The organism is Clostridioides difficile ATCC 9689 = DSM 1296 (assembly GCF_001077535.1).
GTDB lineage: Bacteria > Bacillota > Clostridia > Peptostreptococcales > Peptostreptococcaceae > Clostridioides > Clostridioides difficile.
In genome coordinates this window covers 3,408,309-3,431,360 of sequence record NZ_CP011968.1, presented here as the reverse complement: position 1 = coordinate 3,431,360, position 23,052 = coordinate 3,408,309, and the positions used below count along the sequence as shown (strand labels likewise).

Annotated in this window: 17 protein-coding genes; 15 read left to right on the top strand and 2 right to left on the bottom strand. The window is 27.6% G+C overall.

The genetic code is table 11. From position 1 onward, the window contains the following. Window positions 1-99 precede the first annotated feature (99 nt). From CDIF1296T_RS16035 to CDIF1296T_RS15985, 10 genes are all read left to right on the top strand, one after another. Complete coding sequence (locus CDIF1296T_RS16035) at window positions 100-1,491, top strand: YfcC family protein (protein ID WP_003440000.1); 1,392 nt, start codon at window positions 100-102, stop codon at window positions 1,489-1,491. Between the two features lie 13 nt (window positions 1,492-1,504). After that, entirely contained in the window at window positions 1,505-2,692 is a 1,188-nt protein-coding gene (locus tag CDIF1296T_RS16030) for a M20 family metallopeptidase (RefSeq protein ID WP_009898184.1), read from the top strand. A gap of 350 nt (window positions 2,693-3,042) precedes the next feature. Next, complete coding sequence (licT, locus tag CDIF1296T_RS16025; protein WP_003439998.1) at window positions 3,043-3,903, top strand: BglG family transcription antiterminator LicT; 861 nt, start codon at window positions 3,043-3,045, stop codon at window positions 3,901-3,903. A 73-nt stretch (window positions 3,904-3,976) separates the two neighbouring features. Further along, on the top strand, window positions 3,977-5,893 hold the full coding sequence (locus CDIF1296T_RS16020) for a beta-glucoside-specific PTS transporter subunit IIABC (protein WP_009898181.1): 1,917 nt from the start codon (window positions 3,977-3,979) through the stop codon (window positions 5,891-5,893). An 86-nt stretch (window positions 5,894-5,979) separates the two neighbouring features. Beyond that, window positions 5,980-7,404 (top strand): 6-phospho-beta-glucosidase, encoded by a 1,425-nt coding sequence (locus tag CDIF1296T_RS16015; RefSeq protein WP_018112809.1) that lies wholly within the window; start codon window positions 5,980-5,982, stop codon window positions 7,402-7,404. 15 nt (window positions 7,405-7,419) lie between these two features. Next, the gene (locus CDIF1296T_RS16010) at window positions 7,420-8,853 is read left to right on the top strand and encodes a glycoside hydrolase family 1 protein (RefSeq protein WP_009898177.1); all 1,434 of its coding nucleotides are present in this window, start codon (window positions 7,420-7,422) and stop codon (window positions 8,851-8,853) included. Between the two features lie 437 nt (window positions 8,854-9,290). Next, window positions 9,291-11,300: a sigma-54 interaction domain-containing protein gene (locus tag CDIF1296T_RS16000; RefSeq protein WP_009898176.1), complete on the top strand. Its 2,010-nt coding sequence runs from the start codon at window positions 9,291-9,293 to the stop codon at window positions 11,298-11,300. Between the two features lie 243 nt (window positions 11,301-11,543). After that, window positions 11,544-12,290 carry a gamma-glutamyl-gamma-aminobutyrate hydrolase family protein gene (locus CDIF1296T_RS15995; protein WP_003439993.1) on the top strand — a complete coding sequence of 249 codons (747 nt, stop codon included), beginning with the start codon at window positions 11,544-11,546 and terminating at the stop codon, window positions 12,288-12,290. Window positions 12,291-12,330: 40 nt separating this feature from the next. After that, window positions 12,331-13,650 carry an APC family permease gene (locus CDIF1296T_RS15990; protein WP_009898174.1) on the top strand — a complete coding sequence of 440 codons (1,320 nt, stop codon included), beginning with the start codon at window positions 12,331-12,333 and terminating at the stop codon, window positions 13,648-13,650. Between the two features lie 694 nt (window positions 13,651-14,344). Further along, window positions 14,345-14,545, top strand: coding sequence for a hypothetical protein (locus tag CDIF1296T_RS15985; protein ID WP_021413199.1), 201 nt, complete (start codon window positions 14,345-14,347; stop codon window positions 14,543-14,545). A 761-nt stretch (window positions 14,546-15,306) separates the two neighbouring features. On the opposite strand, the gene CDIF1296T_RS15980 is transcribed toward CDIF1296T_RS15985, so the two are convergent. After that, the gene (locus CDIF1296T_RS15980; protein WP_009898172.1) at window positions 15,307-15,543 is read right to left on the bottom strand and encodes a hypothetical protein; all 237 of its coding nucleotides are present in this window, start codon (window positions 15,541-15,543) and stop codon (window positions 15,307-15,309) included. Window positions 15,544-16,327: 784 nt separating this feature from the next. Here CDIF1296T_RS15980 and CDIF1296T_RS15975 point away from each other — a divergent pair. The 5 genes from CDIF1296T_RS15975 (at window position 16,328) to CDIF1296T_RS15955 (ending at window position 21,051) form a co-directional block, all read left to right on the top strand. After that, on the top strand, window positions 16,328-17,872 hold the full coding sequence (locus tag CDIF1296T_RS15975; RefSeq protein ID WP_021359775.1) for an ATP-binding cassette domain-containing protein: 1,545 nt from the start codon (window positions 16,328-16,330) through the stop codon (window positions 17,870-17,872). Window positions 17,873-17,900: 28 nt separating this feature from the next. After that, window positions 17,901-19,328, top strand: a complete 1,428-nt coding sequence (gene ccpM / locus CDIF1296T_RS15970; RefSeq protein ID WP_009898167.1) for a Cys-rich peptide radical SAM maturase CcpM — start codon at window positions 17,901-17,903, stop codon at window positions 19,326-19,328. Window positions 19,329-19,390: 62 nt separating this feature from the next. Further along, window positions 19,391-20,467 (top strand): TIGR04066 family peptide maturation system protein, encoded by a 1,077-nt coding sequence (locus CDIF1296T_RS15965; RefSeq protein WP_018112808.1) that lies wholly within the window; start codon window positions 19,391-19,393, stop codon window positions 20,465-20,467. Window positions 20,468-20,500: 33 nt separating this feature from the next. Further along, entirely contained in the window at window positions 20,501-20,791 is a 291-nt protein-coding gene (locus tag CDIF1296T_RS15960; protein WP_009898164.1) for a peptide maturation system acyl carrier-related protein, read from the top strand. Window positions 20,792-20,832: 41 nt separating this feature from the next. After that, the gene (locus CDIF1296T_RS15955; protein ID WP_018112807.1) at window positions 20,833-21,051 is read left to right on the top strand and encodes a hypothetical protein; all 219 of its coding nucleotides are present in this window, start codon (window positions 20,833-20,835) and stop codon (window positions 21,049-21,051) included. Between the two features lie 203 nt (window positions 21,052-21,254). On the opposite strand, the gene CDIF1296T_RS15950 is transcribed toward CDIF1296T_RS15955, so the two are convergent. Continuing rightward, window positions 21,255-22,922 carry an alpha,alpha-phosphotrehalase gene (locus CDIF1296T_RS15950; RefSeq protein ID WP_009898161.1) on the bottom strand — a complete coding sequence of 556 codons (1,668 nt, stop codon included), beginning with the start codon at window positions 22,920-22,922 and terminating at the stop codon, window positions 21,255-21,257. Between the last annotated feature and the right edge of the window lie 130 nt (window positions 22,923-23,052).

Below are 23,052 nucleotides of genomic sequence, written 5' to 3'. Positions count from 1 at the left end.
CTCAACATGTATCCATGTTGAGCTTTTTTACATCTATACAAAATAGGATAAAGAGATGCAATAATAAAATATTTAATTTAAAAAGTGGGGAGATTAAAAATGAGCAGTTTAAAAAAGAAAAAGTTTACTATGCCACAGACACTTACAATAATATTTTTGCTAATAGTGTTAATGGCAATTCTTACTTGGATAGTGCCAAGTGGAAATTTTGAAAGAGTAGATATAGACGGAAGGTCAGTTGTTGTAGCTGGAACTTATGAAAAAGCACCATCAAATCCACAAGGAATTACTGATGTATTTACAGCACCTATAAACGGATTTATAGATGCAGCTGAAGTAGTTGGATTTGTTTTAATAGTTGGAGGAGCTTTTGGGATAGTTAATAAAACAGGAGCTATAGAAGCTGTTATAGCTCATACTGTAAATAAAATGAAGAAGTTTCAATTTTTAATAATACCGATTTCAATGATTCTATTTGGACTAGGTGGGACGACGTTTGGAATGAGTGAAGAGACACTACCTTTTTATATGATATTTATTCCACTTATGACCAGTATGGGATATGATTCATTGACAGCAGTGGCCACAGTATTTATAGGAGCAACAGCTGGATTTGGAGCAGCTACTACGAATCCTTTCTCTGTAGGAATAGCACAAGCATTATCACAAATAGTACCAGGTTCTGGAATAGAGTTTAGAGTTGTTATGTTTATAATATATATGGCTATATCTATAGGATTTGTTATGATGTATGCCAATAAAGTTAAAAAAGACCCTAAAAAATCTTTAGTACACGATATATCACTAAATCAAGAATTAATGGTTAATAGTGATACAAATATAAAGGAATTTACAAAAAGAGAAGCCATGGTAATAGCCATTTTCACAATAGGTATGGCGATTATGATATATGGAGTTTTAAGACTAGAATGGTACATAACTGAAATTGCAATGATATTTACAGCTATAGGTATAATATCAGGAATAGCATCAGGGCTTAAACAAGATGAGATAGTTAATTCATTTATAAGTGGAGCAGGAGATTTAATTACAGCAGGATTGTGTATAGCATTTGCACGTGGAATCGTAATAATAGCAGAAAATGGATTTATAATAGATACAATTTTAAATTCTGCAGCAAATTTATTAAATGGATTACCAAAAACTATATTTATAAATTTAACTTTCTTAATAGAAGGATTAATAGCATTTTTAATACCATCAGCATCAGGGCTTGCATCACTTACAATACCTGTACTTGCACCACTTGGCGACTTAGTAGATGTATCAAGACAAATGATAGTTACAGCTTATCAATTTGGTATAGGTGTAACTAACTTAATAACACCTACATCAGGTGTTTTAATGGGAGCACTAGCAGTAGCCAATATTCCTTGGTCAAAGTGGGTTAGATTCGTAATTCCTTTAATGGTAGTATTAACAATTCTTGTAATGGCATTTTTGACAATAGGATTATATCTAGGATTCTAGTAGGAGGTAAATTATGATAGAGAGTATAAAGAAGAGAGCTTATGAGATAGAGAATGAACTTGGAAAAGAAATTGAAGAAGTTTGTAATTTTATATTTAACAATCCTGAATTAGGGGAAGAAGAATACATATCATCAAAATACTTAGTAGAAAAAATGAAGGAATATGGATTTGATACAGTTTATCCATATTGTAATATGGAGACTGCTTTTAGAGCTGAATTAGGAGATAATGATGGACCTACCATAGCATTTTTAGCTGAGTATGATGCACTTCCTGGATATGGAGAAAATAAAGAACCAGCTCATGCTTGTGGACATAACTGGATTGCAGCATCTACACTAGGAGCTTGTATAGTATTAAGTAAGTTAAAAGAAAATTTTAAAGGAAAAATTGTACTAATAGGAACACCAGCTGAAGAAACAACAGGAGGAAAATGTGATTTAGTTAAGGCAGGAGCTTTTGATGATGTTGATGTAAGTTATCAAATGCATATAGAAGCTTTTAATAATATAAACTGTAAGGCTTTGGCGATAGATTCATTAGAGTTTAGTTTTGAAGGGGTATCAGCACATGCAGCTAGTCACCCTCATATGGGAGTCAATGCACTAGATGCAGTACAACTTACTTTTGCTGGGATAAATGCACTAAGACAACATGTAAAATCAGATGTTAGAATACATGGTATAGTTTCAAATGGAGGAGAGGCTCCAAATATAGTTCCAGAAAAAGCAGCCTGTAAGTTTTTCGTAAGAGCTGCTGAAAGAAGTTATTTAGATGAAGTAACTAAAAAAGTTATAAACTGTGCAAAAGGTGCAGAGTTAATGACAGGAGCTAAGCTTTCTTATAGATACTTTGAAAATTCTTTTGACAACATAATAAATAACAAAGTACTTCAAAAGATAACAAAGAATAATTTGATTGAGGCAGGTATAACAGATATATTAGAAGGTAAAGATGGTCCAGTAGGTTCTACAGATATAGGTAATGTAAGTCAAGTTTGCCCTACTATGTATACAGAAATAGCCTTAGATATAAGTCCAATGGTATATGTTCATGAAAAAGAATTTCTAAATTATGCAAATTCTGAGGAAGCTTATGATAAACTTCACAAAGCAGTAAAGGCAATGGTAGGATGTGCATTAGAAATTTATTTAGAAGATGGACTACTTGATGAGATTAAGAAAAACCACTTAAATTAAAAATAAATGGGTATTACTTAAAGAAAGTAATACCTTTTTTATTTTGTTTATTGATAAAAATAGTACTTTGAAGATTCAATTTATATAATTTATTTAAAATTAAAATATTGAGAAAAAGTTGACACTAAAAAATAAATTTGCTAACATATAATAAATAATAATTAAAATAAAATACAAACGGATAGTGATTGTTTAAATACAAGCTAAACCTATTTATTACTCAGGACTCATGGGAGTCTATTTAATGTGTAATAAATAGGTTTTTTTTTATGTAATAAATTACATTTTAAATATTCTAAATAATTAAAAAAGATTTATTTTAACTTAATGCTAATAAAGGGGGCATCACAATGATTATTGAAAAAATACTCAATAATAATGTAATTATTACAACTGATGAAAATCATAAGGAAATAGTAGTTATGGGGAGAGGTTTAGCTTATAAAAAACGTACAGGAGAGCATATATCAAAGGATAAAATTGATAAGATATTCAAACTTTCAGACCCAAATATATCTGATAAATTTAAAGAACTAATAGCAGATATTCCTATAAGATATATGGAATTATCAGATGAAATAATTTTATATGCTAAAGAAAAACTAGGGAAAAGATTAAATGATAGTATTTATATTTCTTTAACAGACCATATGTATACTGCAATAGAAAGAGCTCGTGAAGGAGTAAGTGTAAAAAATGTATTACTTTGGGATATAAAAAGATTTTATAAGAGTGAATTTAAAATAGGGTTAGAGGCATTGGATTATATAGAAAAAAAATTTGAAATTAGACTATCAGAAGATGAAGCTGGATTTATAGCACTGCATATAGTTAATGCACAAATGGATCAAAGTATAAAAACTATATATGAGATTACACAAATAATACAAGAAATTTCAAATATGGTTAAATACCATTACAGAATAGTATTTGATGAAGATTCAGTTTATTATCATAGATTTATTACTCACTTAAAGTATTTTGCAGAACGAATTGTTAGTAATAATTTACATGAAAATAATGAAGATGATTTATTAAATGTAATAAAAGTTAAATATAAAAATGCTTATAAATTCATAGAAAAGTTGGATGAATTTATACATAAAAAATACAACTACGATTTAACAGATGAGGAAAAATTATACTTAACTATTCACGTTGAAAGAGTGGTAAGTAAAAGTATTAAGTCAGATATAAATCCTAATAATTAGGTTTATATATATTGGGTGGTGACATTAAGTTGGCCAAACCTTCATATTTCAAAAAGAAAATGGAGGAGAAAAAATGAGAAAGTATGAACAACTATCAAAAGAAATCATTGCGAATGTAGGAGGAAAGGATAATATTAGCAGTTTATCTCACTGTATAACGAGGCTACGTTTTAAATTAAAAGATGAGTCAATAGCAAATGATGATGTGCTAAAAAAAATGGATGGTATAGTTACTGTAATGAAAAGTGCAGGTCAATACCAAGTAGTTATTGGTAATCATGTTCCAGATGTTTATGAAGTTGTGTGCGATTTGGCTGGATTAGGAGGAGATACAATAGATAATTCAGATTCAGATGCGCCAAAAGGATTACTTAATAAGTTTATAGACATAATATCAGGAGTTTTTCAACCAATATTAGGAGTTCTGTGTGCTGCTGGTATGATAAAAGGATTTAATGCAGTATTTACAGCATTGGGTTTGTATGGAGAAACTGATGGTGCATATATTATGTTAAATGCAATTGGAGATGCAATGTTCCAGTATATGCCAATAATTCTTGGATATACAGCTGCTAAGAAATTCAAATTAAAACCATTTATTGGAATGCTTATAGGTGCAGTTTTATGCTATTCAGGTATTCAATTAGATACTCTAGCATCTACAGGTCAACCTTTATACAATCTATTTACTGGAACAATATTTGAATCACCAGTATATATAACTTTCTTAGGATTACCAGTAATAGCAATGAACTACACTTCAACAGTAGTACCAGTAATTTTAATAGTATTATTAGCAGCTAAGTTGGAGAAAGTGTTTGCTAAAATAATACCAGATGTAGTAAAGAATTTCTTTGTACCAATGGCAGTTTTATTAGTTTCTTTACCATTGGGATTTATGGTTATAGGGCCTATAGCTACCTATGCTTCTAATATAGTTGGAAATGGATTTTTAGCTTTATTTAACTTTTCACCAATTTTATGTGGTGCATTAACTGGTTTATTGTGGCAAGTGCTTGTAATATTTGGTCTACATTGGGGATTAGTACCAATAGCTATGTCAAACCTTATGACTATGGGGTTTGACACAATATTAGTGGGAGCATTTGTACCATCTTTTGCACAAACAGCAGTAGTAGCAGCAATGTACTTTAAATTAAAAGATAAGAAGATAAAAGAGCTGTGTATACCTGCAGTTATTTCAGGGATATGTGGTGTAACAGAGCCTGCAATATATGGAATAACTTTACCAAGAAAAACACCATTCATATATAGCTGTGTAGGTGGTGGTGTGGCAGGAGCTGTAATGGGGATAATGAATGTAAAAAGTTATGTAATGGGTGGACTTGGAATATTTGGTATACCTAATTATATAAATCCAACAACTGGAGATATGAAAGGTGTTTATGCAACTATAATAGCAATAATAGTAGCTATTGTAGTAGGATTTGTTTTAACATTATTTTTTTGGAAAGATGATGCTATAGTAGAAATTTCTAAAGATGATAATGGGCAAGGCGTTATAGAAAAAAACAAAAGAGAAGTAGTATATAGCCCAATAAAAGGTGAAGTAAAGGCTTTGGAGCAGATACAAGATGCAGCGTTTTCAACAGGTATATTGGGAAAAGGTGTAGCAATAACACCTAAAGAAGGAAAAGTAGTGGCACCATTTGATGGGACTGTAATGACTTTATTTCCAACAAAACATGCAATAGGAATTATATCTGATAATGGTTGTGAACTATTGATACATATAGGGTTAAATACTATTCAGTTGGAAGGTAAATATTTCAAATCTTTTGTTAATCAAGGGGATAAGATTAAAAAAGGTCAGACATTAATAACTTTTGACATAGAAAGTATTTCAAAAGAAGGATATTGCTTAGAAACACCAGTAGTTGTTACTAATTATTCTGATTATGTGGATATTGTAGAAAATACACAAAAGCATGTAAATAATAGTCAGAAATTGATAACTGTTTTAGCGTAAAAGAGAGTTCTATTAATTAAGAATTATATATATGTATTTTTATTTTAAAATAAAGTTACTATAAATAAATTATTGGAGGTAGAATTATGGCACTTAGAAAAGATTTTTTATGGGGTGGAGCAACAGCAGCAAATCAATGTGAAGGTGGATATAAAGAAGATGGTAGAGGTCTAGCTAATGTTGACGTTACACCGCAAGGAAAAGATAGATTTCCAGTTTTGGCTGGGAAAATGAAAATGTTTGAATGTGATGATGAACACTATTACCCAGCTCATGAAGCAATAGATATGTATCACAATTATAAAGAAGATATAAAATTATTTGCTGAGATGGGATTTAAATGCTATCGTATGTCAATAGCATGGACTAGGATATTTCCAACAGGAGTTAAGGATGTTCCAAATGAAGAGGGACTAAAATTCTATGAAGATTTATTTGATGAGTGTTTAAAGTATGGAATAGAACCAGTAGTAACAATCTGTCATTTTGATGTTCCCATGTATTTGGTAAAAAAATATGGAGCATGGAGAAATCGTAAGCTAGTAGACTTATATGTAAAATACTGTGAAGTTATTTTTACAAGGTTTAAAGGTAAGGTAAAGTATTGGCTAACATTTAATGAAATAAACATGATACTTCATTTACCATTTATAGGTGCAGGTCTCTATATTGAAGAGGGAGAAAATGAAGAACAAATAAAATACCAAGCTGCACATCATCAATTAGTTGCGAGTGCGTTAGTTACTAAACTAGCACATAACATAAATCAAGAATTTAAAATAGGGTGTATGTTAGCAGCAGGAAATACTTATCCTAATACTTGTAACCCACTAGATGTATGGAAATCTATAGAAAAAGATAGGGAAAATTACTTTTTTATAGATGTACAATCTCGTGGAGAATATCCAACATATGCATTAAAAGAATTGGAGAGAAAAGGAATAAATATAGTGATGGAAGAAGATGATAAAAAGATACTTAAAGAGAACACAGTAGATTTTATTTCGTTCTCATATTACTCATCAAGACTTACAAGTGCAGACCCAAAAGTAAATATTTTAACAGAAGGAAATGTTTTTGCAAGTCTTAAAAATCCATATCTAGATGCAAGTGAGTGGGGATGGCAAATAGACCCATTAGGGCTTAGAATAACTATGAACTCTTTATATAACCGTTATCAAAAACCATTATTTATAGTTGAAAATGGACTAGGAGCAGTAGATAATCCAGATGAAAATGGAAATATAAATGATGATTATAGAATTGATTATTTACGTGCTCATATAAAAGCCATGATAGATGCTGTTGAGTTAGATGGTGTTGATTTATGGGGGTACACACCATGGGGATGTATTGACTTAGTAAGTGCAAGTACTGGAGAAATGAAGAAGCGCTATGGATTTATATATGTGGATAAAGATAATGATGGAAATGGAACTTTAAAACGCAGTAAAAAGAAGAGTTTTGCCTGGTATAAAAAAGTAATAGAATCAAATGGTGAAGAATTATAATAGGAGGATATAGGTATGTCATTTAAAAAAGATTTTTTATGGGGTGGAGCAACAGCAGCAAATCAATGTGAAGGAGCATGGAATTTAGATGGGAAAGGTCCTTCTTGTTCAGATATGTGTACTGGAGGTTCTCAAAAAGTAAGTAAAAGAATAACGAGAGTTATAGAAAAAGGAACATTTTATCCAAGTCATGAAGCAATAGATTTTTATCACAGATACAAAGAAGATATAGCTTTATTTGCAGAAATGGGATTTAAGGTATTTAGATTTTCAATAGCATGGACTAGAATATTTCCAACTGGAATGGAGAAAGAACCAAATGAAGCAGGACTTAAATTTTATGAAAATGTGATAGATGAATGTTTAAAATATAATATAGAACCATTAATAACAATATCTCACTATGAAATACCATTTGCAATAACAGAGAAATACAATGGATGGGTTTCAAGAGATGTAATAGACTTGTATATGAATTACTGTGAAACAATATTTAAAAGATATAAAGGAAAAGTAAAATATTGGCTGACATTTAATGAAATAAATTCAGCTACAATGCCTATGGGAGGCTACTTATCACAAGGAATATTAAATGAAGGGACTACAGATTTTATAAACCAAGTAGATATACTTCAACTTCGTTTTCAAGGGTTACATCATCAATTTGTAGCAAGTGCTAAGGCTGTTAAGTTAGCTCATGAAATAGATTCAAATTATCAAGTTGGATGTATGCAAATATTTGCAACAATGTATCCTTATACTTGTAATCCAGATGATGCAGTTAAAACTCAAAGAGATAGTAGAGTAATGAATTATTTCTGTGGAGATGTACAAGTGCGTGGCGAATATCCAACTTATATGAATAGATATTTTGGAGAAAATAATATTGAAATAAAAATGGAAAAAGGAGATTTAGAAATTTTAAAAGAAGGTTGTGTAGATTTTTATACATTTAGTTATTATATGTCTACATGTGTAAGTAGTGATTCTAAAGAAGATAATACAAGTGGCAACATATTAGGTGGAGTGAAAAATCCATATCTTAAGTCTAGTGAATGGGGATGGCAAATAGACCCTGAAGGGCTTAGATATGCACTAAATGAAATTTATGATAGATATAGAATACCTATGATGGTAGTTGAAAATGGTTTAGGAGCTTATGATAAAAAAGAATCTAATGGAGTGATAAATGATGACTATCGTATAGAGTATTTAAAAGCACATATAGAGCAAATGAAGGAAGCTGTAGAAGATGGTGTTGATTTATTTGGATATACTCCATGGGGATGTATAGATTTAGTAAGTGCATCTACTGGTGAGATGGCCAAGAGATATGGGTTTATATACGTGGATAAGTATGATGATGGAAGTGGAGACTTGTCTAGGATTAAGAAAAAGAGTTTTGACTGGTATAAACAAGTAATAGAATCTAATGGTGAAAGGTTATAGTATGTAGATACTGTTTGTACTTAGAAGAGTAGTAAATAGTGTTTATATATACAATTTTTTATTACAAAAAAGGTGGAGTAACGAATCGTTATTCCATCTTTTTTATAATGCATTTAATGGGTAAAAGTGATATATGATTTGTACAATTAACCTATAAAAATAGATTAATAATATAAAGACTTATAAGCTATAAGTGCTAAGTCTGTAAATACTATTGAGGAACTTTAGAATAAAATTAAGAAAATTATTAATTTGGCACAATTTTTGCTCTATAGAAGTTTAGGAAATATGATAGATATTGCAACTATGATATTTAGGGACATAAAACTAATAAAGGAATATGTTAGTATACTAAATGTACAATTTTTTGTGCTGTTAAAGTGAAAATCAGATGTATATTATAAAAGAGTAGAGTATATTTTAAAAGGAGTAATCAAATGAAAACAATAGCAGTAGTAACTGATGGGTTGTCTAAATTAGAATGTTTCTTAAATAAAAATCTAGAAATGATATTTAAAGATAAAGTAATGATAAAAAATTATTATTTAAATAAAATAACAGAGAAGGAATTAATAAAAGATGACATAATATTGGTAATGATAGATGATAGAGTATTAAAAATAAAAAAATATGTAGAAGATGTCTCAAAGATAATAACTATAAATAGGAGTATAAAGCAAAAGGATATATATAAGTTATTTTCATTGCCAGAAGGAATAGATGTATTAGTAGTAAACGATAATAAGCATACTGTATTGGAAACAATATCTAATTTATACAATATAGGAATAAATCATCTGAATTTTATACCATACAATCCCAATGAAGAATATAGAAATATTAAGATAGCTATAACGCCAGGAGAGGCAAGTTTAGTTCCAAAATATATAGAAGAAGTTATTGATTTAGGCCATAGGTATATTGATAGTTCAACGTTTATTCAAATAATAGCAAAACTCAAACTGGATGATAAAGAAATTACTGAAAGGCTAATTAAGTATACAGATGAAATAATTAGTTTATATTCAGGAATAAATACTAAATACAAAGAACTTACTATAAAAGCAGATGAACTAAATTCCATAATAAATTTATCAAACTTAGGTATGGCAATGGTATCAGATAAGGGAAACATAATTATTTGCAATAATAGTTTAGGGGATATACTAGATATTCAAAGTAATATTATAGGGAAAAATATAGATGAATTAGAGAATGAGAATATTAAAAAGATTTTTAGTTTGAGTAAGGCACATGATGAAGTTATAAAATTTAATAATAAGTACTTAAACGTAAATAAGTATAATATAGAGAGTTTTGGAAGGGTTACTGGATATTATTTTTGTATTCAAGAAATAACTTACATAAGAAAATTGGAGCAAAACCTATCAAAGAAGCTTAGAGAAAAGGGACAAGTTGCTAGATATACTTTTGATGATATAAAAACAGTTTCAACGAAGATGGAAAGAACTAAGAAATTAGGTATGAAAATAGCTGAATCTGATTATACAATTCTTATAACGGGAGAAAGTGGAACGGGAAAAGAACTCATGGCTCAGTCTATTCATAATGCATCACCAAGACATAGTCAGCCATTTATTGCGATAAACTGTGCAGCTATGCCAGAAAATTTACTTGAAAGTGAACTTTTTGGATATGAAGAAGGTGCTTTTACAGGAGCTTTAAAAGGAGGTAAAAAAGGATTATTTGAACAGGCTAACAATGGAACTATATTTTTGGATGAAATAGGAGACATGCCTATATACTTACAAAGCAAATTACTTAGAGTATTACAAGAGAATCAAGTAATGAGGGTTGGAGGAGAAAATGTAATAGATATAGATGTTAGAGTAATTGCGGCTACAAATAAAAATTTATTAGAAATGATAAAAGGAGATAGATTTAGAGCAGATTTATACTATAGGATAAATGTATTGCCCATAAATATACCACCTTTAAGAGAGCGAAAAGAAGATATAGAAGCTATGTTAAAGCATTTTATGAAAAGGAAGAGAGCAATTAGTCAAGATGTTCAAGACATTATTAATGCATATGAATGGCCAGGTAATATAAGAGAATTAAAAAATACTGCTATGTATATTAACATTATGAGTTCTGAGGATGTTATTTTAATAAATGATTTACCTCATAACTTATTAAATATAACTGAAGATTTTAGTAAAGAAATAAGTATATTAAAGGATAGAACATCTATAGAGAAAGTAAAGTTAGTAATGGAGTGTTTAAAAAATGCCAATAATCTTAATAAAAATATAGGTAGAAATGGTATTGTTAATTCAATAAATGAATTAGGCTACAATATAACAGAAGGTGAGGTAAGGGGAATACTTAATATGTTAAAAGAGCTGGATTTGATAATATGTGAATCTGGTAGAAAGGGAAGTGAATTAAATAGAAGGGGAAAAAATATATTAAACAGTATTTAATAGGTTGATAAAAAGGAAAATCTAAATGCCTATTTTACCTATTAGTTGTACTTAAAACAATTTAAAAAAGTCAAACTAAACAGGATTAAAATAAAATATAAGTAAATAAAGTTATTTATATTACTCGTATTCAAAAAAAGTATTTCTAAAATAAATTATAATGTTCAAATAAATAAAATCTTGGTATGCTACTTGCTCTTTAAGAGAAGTAGCATTTTTTATTGTTCACAAATAAGTTAAGGGGTGAAGAAATTGGCTAAAAAGAAATATCCAATAATAGGAATATCAGGTAATTTACTAATTGATGAAGGAGGAATGTTTCCTGGCTATGAAAGGGCTTATGTAAATAATGATTATATACAATCAGTAGTTATGTGTAAAGCTATACCATATATTGTACCGATTGTATATGATGATGAGATTATAAAGGAACAGGTATCTAATATAGATGCGCTTATACTATCTGGGGGACAAGATGTAAATCCACTCATATGGAAAGAAGAACCTCATAATAAGTTGGGGGCAATATCACCAAAGAGAGATAGTTTTGATATGAAATTATTAAAACATGCTTTAGATATGAAAAAACCAGTTTTAGGTATATGTAGAGGAGAACAAATTATAAATGTAACTGAAGGAGGTAGTTTGTATCAAGATTTATCTTTAATTGAAGGTGCTTATATTAAACACAATCAGCAACATCTATCTAATGTACCTACACATACAGTACAGATAAAGGAGGGGACAAAATTATATGAAATATTAGGAGAAAAAGAAGTTTTAGTTAATAGTTTTCATCACTTAGTTGTCAACAAAGTAGCACCGGGATATATTGTTTCAGCTACATCTAAAGACGGTTTAATTGAAGCTATAGAAAAGGAAGGAAGTGAGTTTGTAATAGGGATACAATGGCATCCAGAAATGATGACTAGGGATTATGATAATATGAAAAAAATATTTATGGCAATAGTTAAAGAAGCATCTAAATAAAAAATATAAATATATTAAGTTGGCTTTGGGGGGAATAACAATGGAAAAAGGCATTAAGTTAGGTTTTTGGAGTATTGTACTATTAGGAATCAATGCAATAATAGGGTCAGGTATATTCGGGTTACCTGGTGATGCTTATACAGATATAGGTCCAGCAAGTATATTAGTATTAGTTTTTTGTATGCTTTTAGCTGTTTCTATTGCTTTATGTTTTGCTGAAGCAGGTAGTTGGTTTGATACTGATGGAGGGCCCTATCTTTATGCAAAAGAGGCATTTGGAGATTTTGTTGGATTTGAAGTTGGATTTATGAAGTGGATAGTTAGTATGATTGCTTGGGCTACTATGGCAAATTTCTTTGCTGTAACACTATCATCTGTATGGCCACAAGCAGCAGAACCACTTACTAAAAATATAATAATTGGTATATTAGTTGTAGGGCTTGGGATTATAAATTTTATGGGAATGAAACAATCTAAGCACTTAAATAATATCATGACTATAGGAAAATTATTACCAATAGTTTTATTTATAGCTGTAGGATTATTCTTTATAAAGGGTTCTAATTTTACCCCATTTGTAATAATACAAAAAGGTCAAAGTGCGTCATCAGCTTTTGTAGCAGTATCTATAACTTTATTTTATGCTTTTACAGGATTTGAATCTTTAGCTGTTGCAGCAAAAGATATGGAGAACCCTAAGAAAAATGTACCTAAAGCATTGGTAATGGTAATGTTTGTAGTATCAGTAATATATATGCTTATACTGGGAATAAGTATAGGGGTGTTGGGTAATGGCTTAGCAGGGTCAGCTACTCCTGTTGCAGATGCTGCCATTAAGATGTTAGGTCCTATAGGCGGGTATATAATTACAATAGGAACTATAGTATCTGTTGGAGGTATAAATATTGCATCATCCATATTTACACCAAGGTCTGCTGCTGCTTTGGTTGAACAAGGATTAATGCCTAAGTCTATAAGAAAAACTAATAAAAATGGAGCTCCTTATATAGCAATTATAGTATCTGTCATAGGAACTTTACTAATAGCATGGTCGGGTTCATTCACAACATTATCTCAAATAAGTGTTGTATCTAGATTTATTCAATATATTCCTACATGTCTAGCTGTACTAATATTGAGAAAGAAGTATGCTGGTAAAGATGTAAATTTTAGAATACCTGGAGGAGCAATTATACCAATATTTGCAGTTATTATAAGTATATTATTACTGATAAAAGCAGGTATTGATGAACCTATGAAGATAGTTTGGGGATTAGGTGGGATGATAATTGTAGTTCCTATATATTTCTATATGACTAAAGTATATTCAAAGAAATATAATGATGTAGAAGTCAAATAATTATTGTAATCTATAGAGATTCTATAAATATTACTTTGAATTTAGGGAAATGGGGCTGTATCACTAGAAAATAGTGCTACACCCTTTATTATACAAGAATCCCAAGTTCAAAAGAGTTTGGGAGTCTTGTATAATAATTGTGTGTTAAAACAAAATGGTATATAGTTTAATTATACTACTTATGGCGATAATTATCAATTTAAATTACCACTAAGTATTGATTACATGATTCCAAAAGATGATTCTGTAAGGTTATTAAGTCAAATTATTGAGTAGATGAATTTAGAAAAATTATATAAGACTTATGCTCGAATTAGAGGAAATAGAGTAACCCCTAGACAACTTTTGAAAATTATAATATATACAAACATTAACTGTATTTATTCTTCAAGAGAAATAGAGTCATCTGCTAATAGATATACTTTTGTTTGAAAAAAGCTATAAATAAAAATATGGCTAAAATGATGAATAATATATCTGACTTCATATTAAAATGTGAGATTGATTTTGGTATTAAAATAATTTATAAAGATAAAATTAAAATCCATCATTTAAGGAAATTTTTAAAGAAGGTTAAAAAATATCAAAAGAATCAAATATAACATTTGTTCATGGAAAGGGAAAGAACAAATCTATAGAGCAATTAAATGATTGTATTGATAGATTGAAAAAATATACTAAAGACCTTCATATAATGAGTGAACGAAATAGTTATTCTAAAACAGATAATGACGCAACTTTTATGAGAATGAAAGAAGATCATATGAAAAATGGGCAATTGAAACCAGCATATAATATACAATTTGGTGTAGATTCAGAATATATAGTTTTGGTAAGTTCAGGACATCAACCCACTGATACTATAACATTAATACCATTTTTAAAATCTATTTAGTTCCATACAAAGTTTAAATATCCTAAAATAGTGGATGATTCTGGGTATGAAAGTGATGAAAACTATACATTTTTAGAGAAATATAAAATAAATAAAATATTTTTAAAATAGAATAGTAAAAGGGAAAACACAAATATTTTTTTATTCTGTACTGTTTATATAAAAAATAAAAATATCTTTATTTTAAAAATCATTAATTTACATAAGTGATGTTTATATGTTTATTACTTATAAAAATAAGTTAAACAAAAAAATATTTAAGTAAAGTAATTTAAAAGGCTGTTTTAAAGAGCTTTAAAAGACTTGTAACGTTTTTAAATAATAAACCAATAAATTTTTTATTTATAATAAAAACAAAATCTCTTAAAATTCCAATAAAAGGATTTATTTTAATCTTTTTATAAGATCGTTTTTTAACTTACTAATTTGTTTTACTGATAAATTTATATCTAAATCAACAATTTCATCATAACTTTTGTGGAAATTATAAAGTTTTATTGATTATCCTAGTCATTTAATAAATTACTTTTTTGTAAAATTTTAATATTAAATTATAATTTTATGCTAAGAATTATAAATTTTGAGAAGTTAATTTACAATGTATTACATAAGTTTATCAAATATAAAATTATCATCTTAAACTTTGATAATTTTTTAGTTATATTTTCTATTTATTTTGTTATTTTATTATTTATTTTGATATTAAAAAAGAATAATTTTGATTTATCAAAATTATTCTTTTACTGGAAGTTTATGAAGTACTACATTTTACTATCTTTTATATTTATTTTTAAAATAAAGGAAATAACGTATAAAACTAATGATATAGTTGCTGACACTCCCAATGTTATATATAACCATGTTGGAACATATCTATCAACAGTTTGAATACCTGTAGTTGCTGTAATAAATAAAAACACACCAAATATGCTTAGAAATATGCTTCTTAATTTTACTATTTTTCTTAAAAAATTTTTCTTATTTTCCATGTTATTCATATCCATCCCACCTTTTTAAATAATAGCAACAACTTCCAGATGTATATAATAATATCAGATTTAATCTATAAATTATAGTATTTAATATTTTATTTAAAGCCTAGCTACTGTTTTGTTTTATTTTTTTATCTTATATATAAAATTTAAAAATTAAAATATTAAATTCTGTTAAAAGTTCACATAAATAAAAAAGATTTAACATTTAAATAAAAATTAAAATATAGTAAAATAGAATAATTAAATTTAAATTGTTGTTGAAATTTTTTTGATTTCATGCTACCATTGTAGTATAAATAATGATTAGAAACGTTTCGAGTTAATTACTATTTATTTTAAACTATGTCTTAAATAAAATATATATTTATTGTTATATAATAAGCAATAAATTGCTTGATAATATATTTTTATGTGAAAAAAACATCAAAAAAATACTTTTAAGAATTTAATTTCAGGTGAAATAATGGAGAAATCATCAATTAAAATATTAATTGGTTTATTTATTATAGGAGTAATTATTATTTTAATCTTCCTTAATAGAACTAAAACTAAAAATTATCTTTATCAAATTTTTAATGTTATAATAAACAGTACTAAATTAATCTTTAATTATAGCTGGATATATATTTTTTTATGCATTATTTTTTCAGTATTTCAAGGTTTTTTTCCAATAATATCTTTGTTAATAATGCAAAAAATGATAAATGCAATTCAGATGAAAAATATAGGGCAAGATATCTTTTTAAAATTAATTTTTATCTATATAGTCTTAGAGATGATTGATTTAATGGCTGTAGAAATTTATAATTTATACTCTACGACATTTATGAAAAGGTTTACCAGACATATAGAGATTTTAATGTTAGAAAAAGCTAATAGATTAACTACGAAGGATTTTGAAAATAAGGAAATTTATGATTTAATCAATAGAGCTCAATCTCAAAATGGAGCTACAGTTATTGATTACTTTAACTCCTGGATTTTAATTTTTCAACAGGCAATCACAATATTTTCCTCGATTATTATAATTATATCTTATCAATATTGGATTGTAATATTAATCATAATAGCCCCAGTTATACAATTTTATTACTCTCAAAAATTAGGGCATGAGCAGTATGAAATAAGTATGAAAAGAACTTCTGAAGAAAGAAAATGTTGGTATATTAATTTTTTAATGCTATTAGGAAATTCAATCAAAGAAACAATTTTATATGGATTAGGAAATTTATTTATAAATCAGTATGGAAAATTAAAAGAAAAATTCATTCTTCAAGATTATAAAATAATGAAAAAAACATTTGAGATGAATTTTATAATTATAATTATTGGTCAATTATTTACAGGAGTTATATATTTTCATATACTTCTTAATGGGTTTTGGCAGAAAATATATATGGGAGATGTAACTACTTACATAACCTGTATAACAACAATAAAAAATGGTATAGAAGTGATATTATCAATGATGAGTACAATATATAGTAAATCTCTATATATGGAACTATTATTTAGATTTTTTGATATTCCTGAGAAGACGGAACTTAATAAAACAAAACTTAAAATAGATAATATAGAAAAAATAGAGCTAAAACATTTATATTATAAATTTACTGAAGATTCAGGTTATGTTCTAAAGGATATTAATCTAGAACTAAAAAAGAATAGTCCTATTGCACTTGTTGGTAGAAACGGTTCTGGTAAATCAACTTTAATCAAAATTATACTAGGAATTTATGATGATTATGAAGGAGATATCTTAATAAATGGAATTAACCTACATAATATCGAAAAAGAAAATTACTACAATAAAATAAGTTGTGTTTTTCAAGACTATACCAAATATGAAGCTAGTGTAAAAGAAAATGTAGGATATGGAAACCTAGATCAGATAAATAATGAGGATTTGATAAAAGAGTCATTGATAAAATCTGGACTAGATATTAATCAATTGGGGAGTAATAAATTAAATACCATTTTAGGATATTGGTTTGGAGAAAATCAACTTTCAGAAGGCCAATGGCAGAAAATAGCAATATCAAGAGCTATGATGAAAGATGCTGATTTTTACATTTTAGATGAACCAGATGCCGCTTTAGATGGAATAGCTGAAAATGATATGCTTTTAACTTATAAAAAAATGTTTGAAAATAAATTTGGTATATTCGTATCTCATAAAACACATCATTTAAATTTGTTATGTGAAAATATAATAGTTTTAAATAATGGACAAATTGCAGAATGTGGAAATCATGAGGAATTAATCGAAAAAGAAGGAATTTATCATCAGTTATATTCAAGTCAAATTATAAGTAAACTAGAAACAAATTAATAATTACTTTGAAAAGGAGTTAAGAATTATGGAACAAAAACCTTTTATTCATTTATTTCAAACATCAACTGGGTTCTATTTTTATGATGTGAATACTGATTCTATATTAAATATAGATGAAAATGTCTATGATTATCTAAAGAAAGAACAACTTGGAGAGTCAAGTAGTAATACATTAGAATATGTAGAATTTTTAAGAAAGCAAGGATACTTAAAATCAAATAAAGTGAAAATAACAGAACATCCAGAAACTGAAGTATTAAAGTATCATTGTGAAAATAGGGTAGAAGGAATAATATTACAAGTAACTCAAAATTGTAACTTACATTGTGATTATTGTACTTATTCTGGAGGATATATAAATAGAATACATACAAACAAAAGAATGTCTAAAGAGACTGCTAAAAGAGGAATTGATTATTTAATAAGCCATTCAAGAGATTGTCAATATGTGAGTATAGGTTTTTATGGCGGAGAGCCATTACTAGAATTTGATTTAATTAAATGGTGTATTGAATATTCAAAAGCGAATATAGAAGGTAAAAATTTGAAATACAATTTAACAACTAATGCAACTCTTATAACAGAAGAAATTATAGAGTTATTTGAAGAAAATAATGTTAGTATTATGATTAGTCTAGATGGTCCTGCTGAAATACATGATAAAAATAGAAAGTTTGCAAATAATAATGTAGGATCTTTTAGTACTATAATGAAAAAACTAGATATGATATCTACTAAGTATCCAAATTATTTTAAAAATAATGTACATTTTAATTCTGTATTAGCAACTGATAACTTCTCTTGCGTTAATAAATTCTTTACTAAAGAAGAATTATTTCAAAATTCATTATTTTTATCTTCAATTGTTAGTGAAGTAAATGCTAAAGTTAAAACTGAGAAATCACAAAGTTTTTATGAAGAAAGTCAGTATGCTTTATTCATAGGATATTTAACTTTACTTGGTAGAATAAAAAAAGAGGATAGTTCTAAATTATTACAAACTCAAATCTCTACTATTGGAGATACGCGAAATGGTAAACAGGGCAAACAACGTTTAGTAATGCCAGAAAAATGGCATCATGGGGGTCCATGTGTACCAGGAGTTATGAGATTATTCATAAATGTTGATGGTTATTTTTATCCATGTGAAAAAGCATCAGAAGCATCAGATAGTATGAATATAGGAAATTTAGATCAAGGATATGACCTTAAAAAAGTAGAAAAATTATTGAATATTGAAAGAATAAATGGTGATAAATGTCATAGTTGTTGGGCTTATGAAAACTGCAGAATTTGTGCTGTTTCTTTAAGTGTTGATTCAACACAAGAAGATATAGCAAAGGAGTGTGAATATATTAGAAGTAGTATAGAAAGTGATTTCCAAGATTATTGCGTATTAAAGGAATTGGGATTTGATTTTGAAACAAAAGAACTTATAGAAAATACCATTTAATTTAAGATAGCATCTTAAATTATTACATTATGAAACTAATTAGAATCTATTGGAGGATTAAAATGAAAAAAGTATTAATTTATCCATTCACAGAGGAAATGGCTCCATTTGTTAAACAAGAGAATTTACTAAAAGATATAGATATAACATCAATTGTAAGTTTAAAGGGGAATGGAATCTTAGGAGATAAATATAAATTTAATGGTAAGTCTTTAGAAGTTTCTGAAAATTTTGATAAGGAATTAGAAAAATGTACATATATCTTACTTAATAATTTTTATAGTGATGAAAGCGAAAATATTATTTTAGAAAATATAAAAAAAGCTGTAAATCATGGTAAAAAAATAATCTTTTTTAGTAATTCAAATAGTAATATTGATAATTTAAAAATGATTATACCTAAAGAACAACAGTTTGAAATTAATAGTTCAAAAAATATGGTAAAAGATTTTCAAGGAAGAATATACAATATTGATACACCTGTTATTTTTGTATGTAGCATATTTGAAGGCTTAGAAAAATTTGATATTCAATTAGCATTAAGAAATAAGTTACTAATTGATGGATATAAGGTTCTTCAAATTGGAACACGTCAAGTTTGCGAATTATTTGATTTCTACTCATTCCCTGAGTTTATGTACTCAAATAATATAGAAGAACAAGACAAGGTACTAATGCTTAATAATACTCTAAAAAAATTAGAATTAGAAAAAAAACCTGACCTTATAATTATCGGAATTCCAGGTGGTATACTTCCATTTTCTTCGAAAGCATTTGGTGATTTTGGAATTACAATGTACAAAGTACTTCAAGCAGTAACTCCAGACTGTACAATACTATCTATTCCATATGGTAAATATAGTGATGAAGAAATTTCTTATTTTGGTAAAATTACAAAAAGTAAGTTTAATATAGAGGTAGATTATTACAATATTGCTGCGAAATCAATATTATCTCACCCAACAGAGACTATGGGAAAACCATTTTATTTAACATTAGGAAAATCATTAGTCGAGAAAAAAATAGCCACATTACAGAATAAAAATGTATTTTGTTTATCTAACAAATCTGAAATAGACAGATTAATAGAATTAATGATCAAAGAATTTATAAAATATGGTACTGTAGCATCTATATAAAATATTTTACATAAAGGATGGTGAAATACTGATATGGTAAACACAGAAGTTATGAATAAACTAGATATCTATACAGTTTTAGTAAATATATTTGAGAAAAGATCAAAAATAAATTTTGATGAAAATTGTTATTTAAAAAATGAAAATTTATTTGAATCTAAGATAATGATGCCTGCTCGTGAACTAGTATTAACATTGTATGATATAGAAGACTATTTTTCTATATCTATTCCAGAGGATGTAATTTTATCAGGAAGATTTAATTCTTTTAACAATATTTATGATATTGTTAAAAAACTTGAGAATTCTATTAATTTTAATTAATTAAAATATAATAATATAACAAATGAGAGGGGAAAAATGATATGTCTAATTTTGGAAAAAGAAATTTATATGATTCTGCAAATGGAGAAATAGATCCTAAAGGAGGATGTAATTGTGGTGCTCTGTGTGCAAATCTATGCTCTTGTAGTTGTTCTGGGGGAACATGGTCATTCTATCACACAAATCAAGTGAAAGGTTCTAAAATAAATAATGGTCAACAATTTAGATCACCAGGAGAAATACCTGGACAAAAAAAATAAAAAGAGTTAAATATAATTAGTTTTAGCTTTATCAATTAACATAATTAACTTTATTAAAATTAATAGAATCTAATTACAATTGTTTATTATATCTATAAAAGCAACTTTAAAATACCTTGTTTTATATATGTTAATTAAAAATGGTAGGAGCTGTCGTGCTAGAAAATAGTGCTACAGCTCCTACCATTTTTACATAAATAACTTTATTTATAATATATCATTATACTTTCGTAAGGTTTTATTTCCATTTTATTTTCAATTATATCTCTAGTGTAATTGGTTTCAAGTATTGTGTAGTTTAATTTATTCAAATAAGTTTCAGGTAATTTATATACTACATTATCATGAGTAAAATTACTTATAACAAGAAGATTTTGGTTTTTATACTCTCTTTCATAAACAAATAGATTTTTATGATTTTCATCTAACAATCTATAAGTACCTTCTGTAAAAATATCATATTGTTTACGATATTTGATTAATCTTTGATAAGTATAAAAGACTGAACGAGAATCATTAAGCTCATTTTCTACACTAATATTGTCATTATTAACTTTTAACCACGGTTTATGATTAGAAAACCCCTTATAAATAGTATTATCCCATTGCATAGGAGTACGGGCATTATCTCTGGATTTTTGTTGAAGTATAAGCAATGCCTCCTTTTCATCAATACCAGATTTAATCATATGATAGTATGAATTCTTACTTTCAGCATCATCATATTCATCTATTTTAGTAAAGTAGGCATTTGTCATACCTATTTCTTCACCTTGATATATGTATGTAGTACCTTGTAGACCAAATAGTGTTATGGCTAACATCTTAGCACTTTCTTGACGAAAAAATCTATCATCTCCAAATCGAGATAAAGCTCTAGGTTGGTCGTGATTAGAGTAAAATAGAGCATTCCATCCCTTTCCTTCATACATTTTATATTGAAAGTCAGATTGTGCTTTTTTTAATTTATCCAGAGAGAACATTTCATTAGTCCATTTTGCGCCTCCTTTATAATCTGTTTTCATATGATGGAAGCTAAAAACCATAGATAGTTCTTCTCGATTTTCTCTAGTATAGTTGATACACTCTTCAGGTGTAGTAGATGACATTTCACCTACAGTAACTATATTTTTAGGTTTGAAAACTTTTTGATTCATATTATGTAAATATTCGTGTATACGAGGACCATCAGCGTAGTGAGTTCTTCCATCTCCTTTTGGTCCTGTTATAGGGTCATCAGGTAATCCAGGTGTTTTGGAGAGTAGGTTGACTACATCTAAACGAAAACCATCAATACCTTTATCAGCCCAAAATTCTAGTATTTTGTAACATTCTTCACGAACCTTTTCATTTTCCCAATTTAAATCAGCTTGAGTTTCTTCAAATAAATGTAAATAATATTGGTTAGTGGTTTCATCATATTTCCAAGCAGTTCCACTAAATCTGGATATCCAGTTATTAGGAACAGAACCATCAGGTTTAGCATCTTTCCAGAAATAATAATCACGATATGGATTGTCTTTGCTTTTTTTAGATTCTTTAAACCATTTATGTTCAGTAGATGTATGGTTTAGGACCATATCCATCATTATTTTTATGTCTCTTTTATGAGCTTCTTTTAAGAGTTTTTCAAAGTCATTCATTGTCCCATATTTTGGGTCTATATTATAATAATCTTCTATATCATATCCATTATCTCTTTGAGGAGAAACGTACATAGGAGTCAACCATAATAAATCAACACCTAAAGAATACAGATAATCTAATTTTTCTATAATACCATTTATATCACCTATACCATCATTGTTGCTATCTTTGAAACTTTTTGGATATATTTGATAGACAGTTGCTTTTTTCCACCAATTTTTCATACTTGATACCTCCTGTAATTTATAAGTTAATTATAATATGTTTAAACAAATTGTCAAGTATTAAACTGATATTAAAGCTAAAATATACAATAAATAATTATTTGTATAAACATATAATTGTATATAGAAT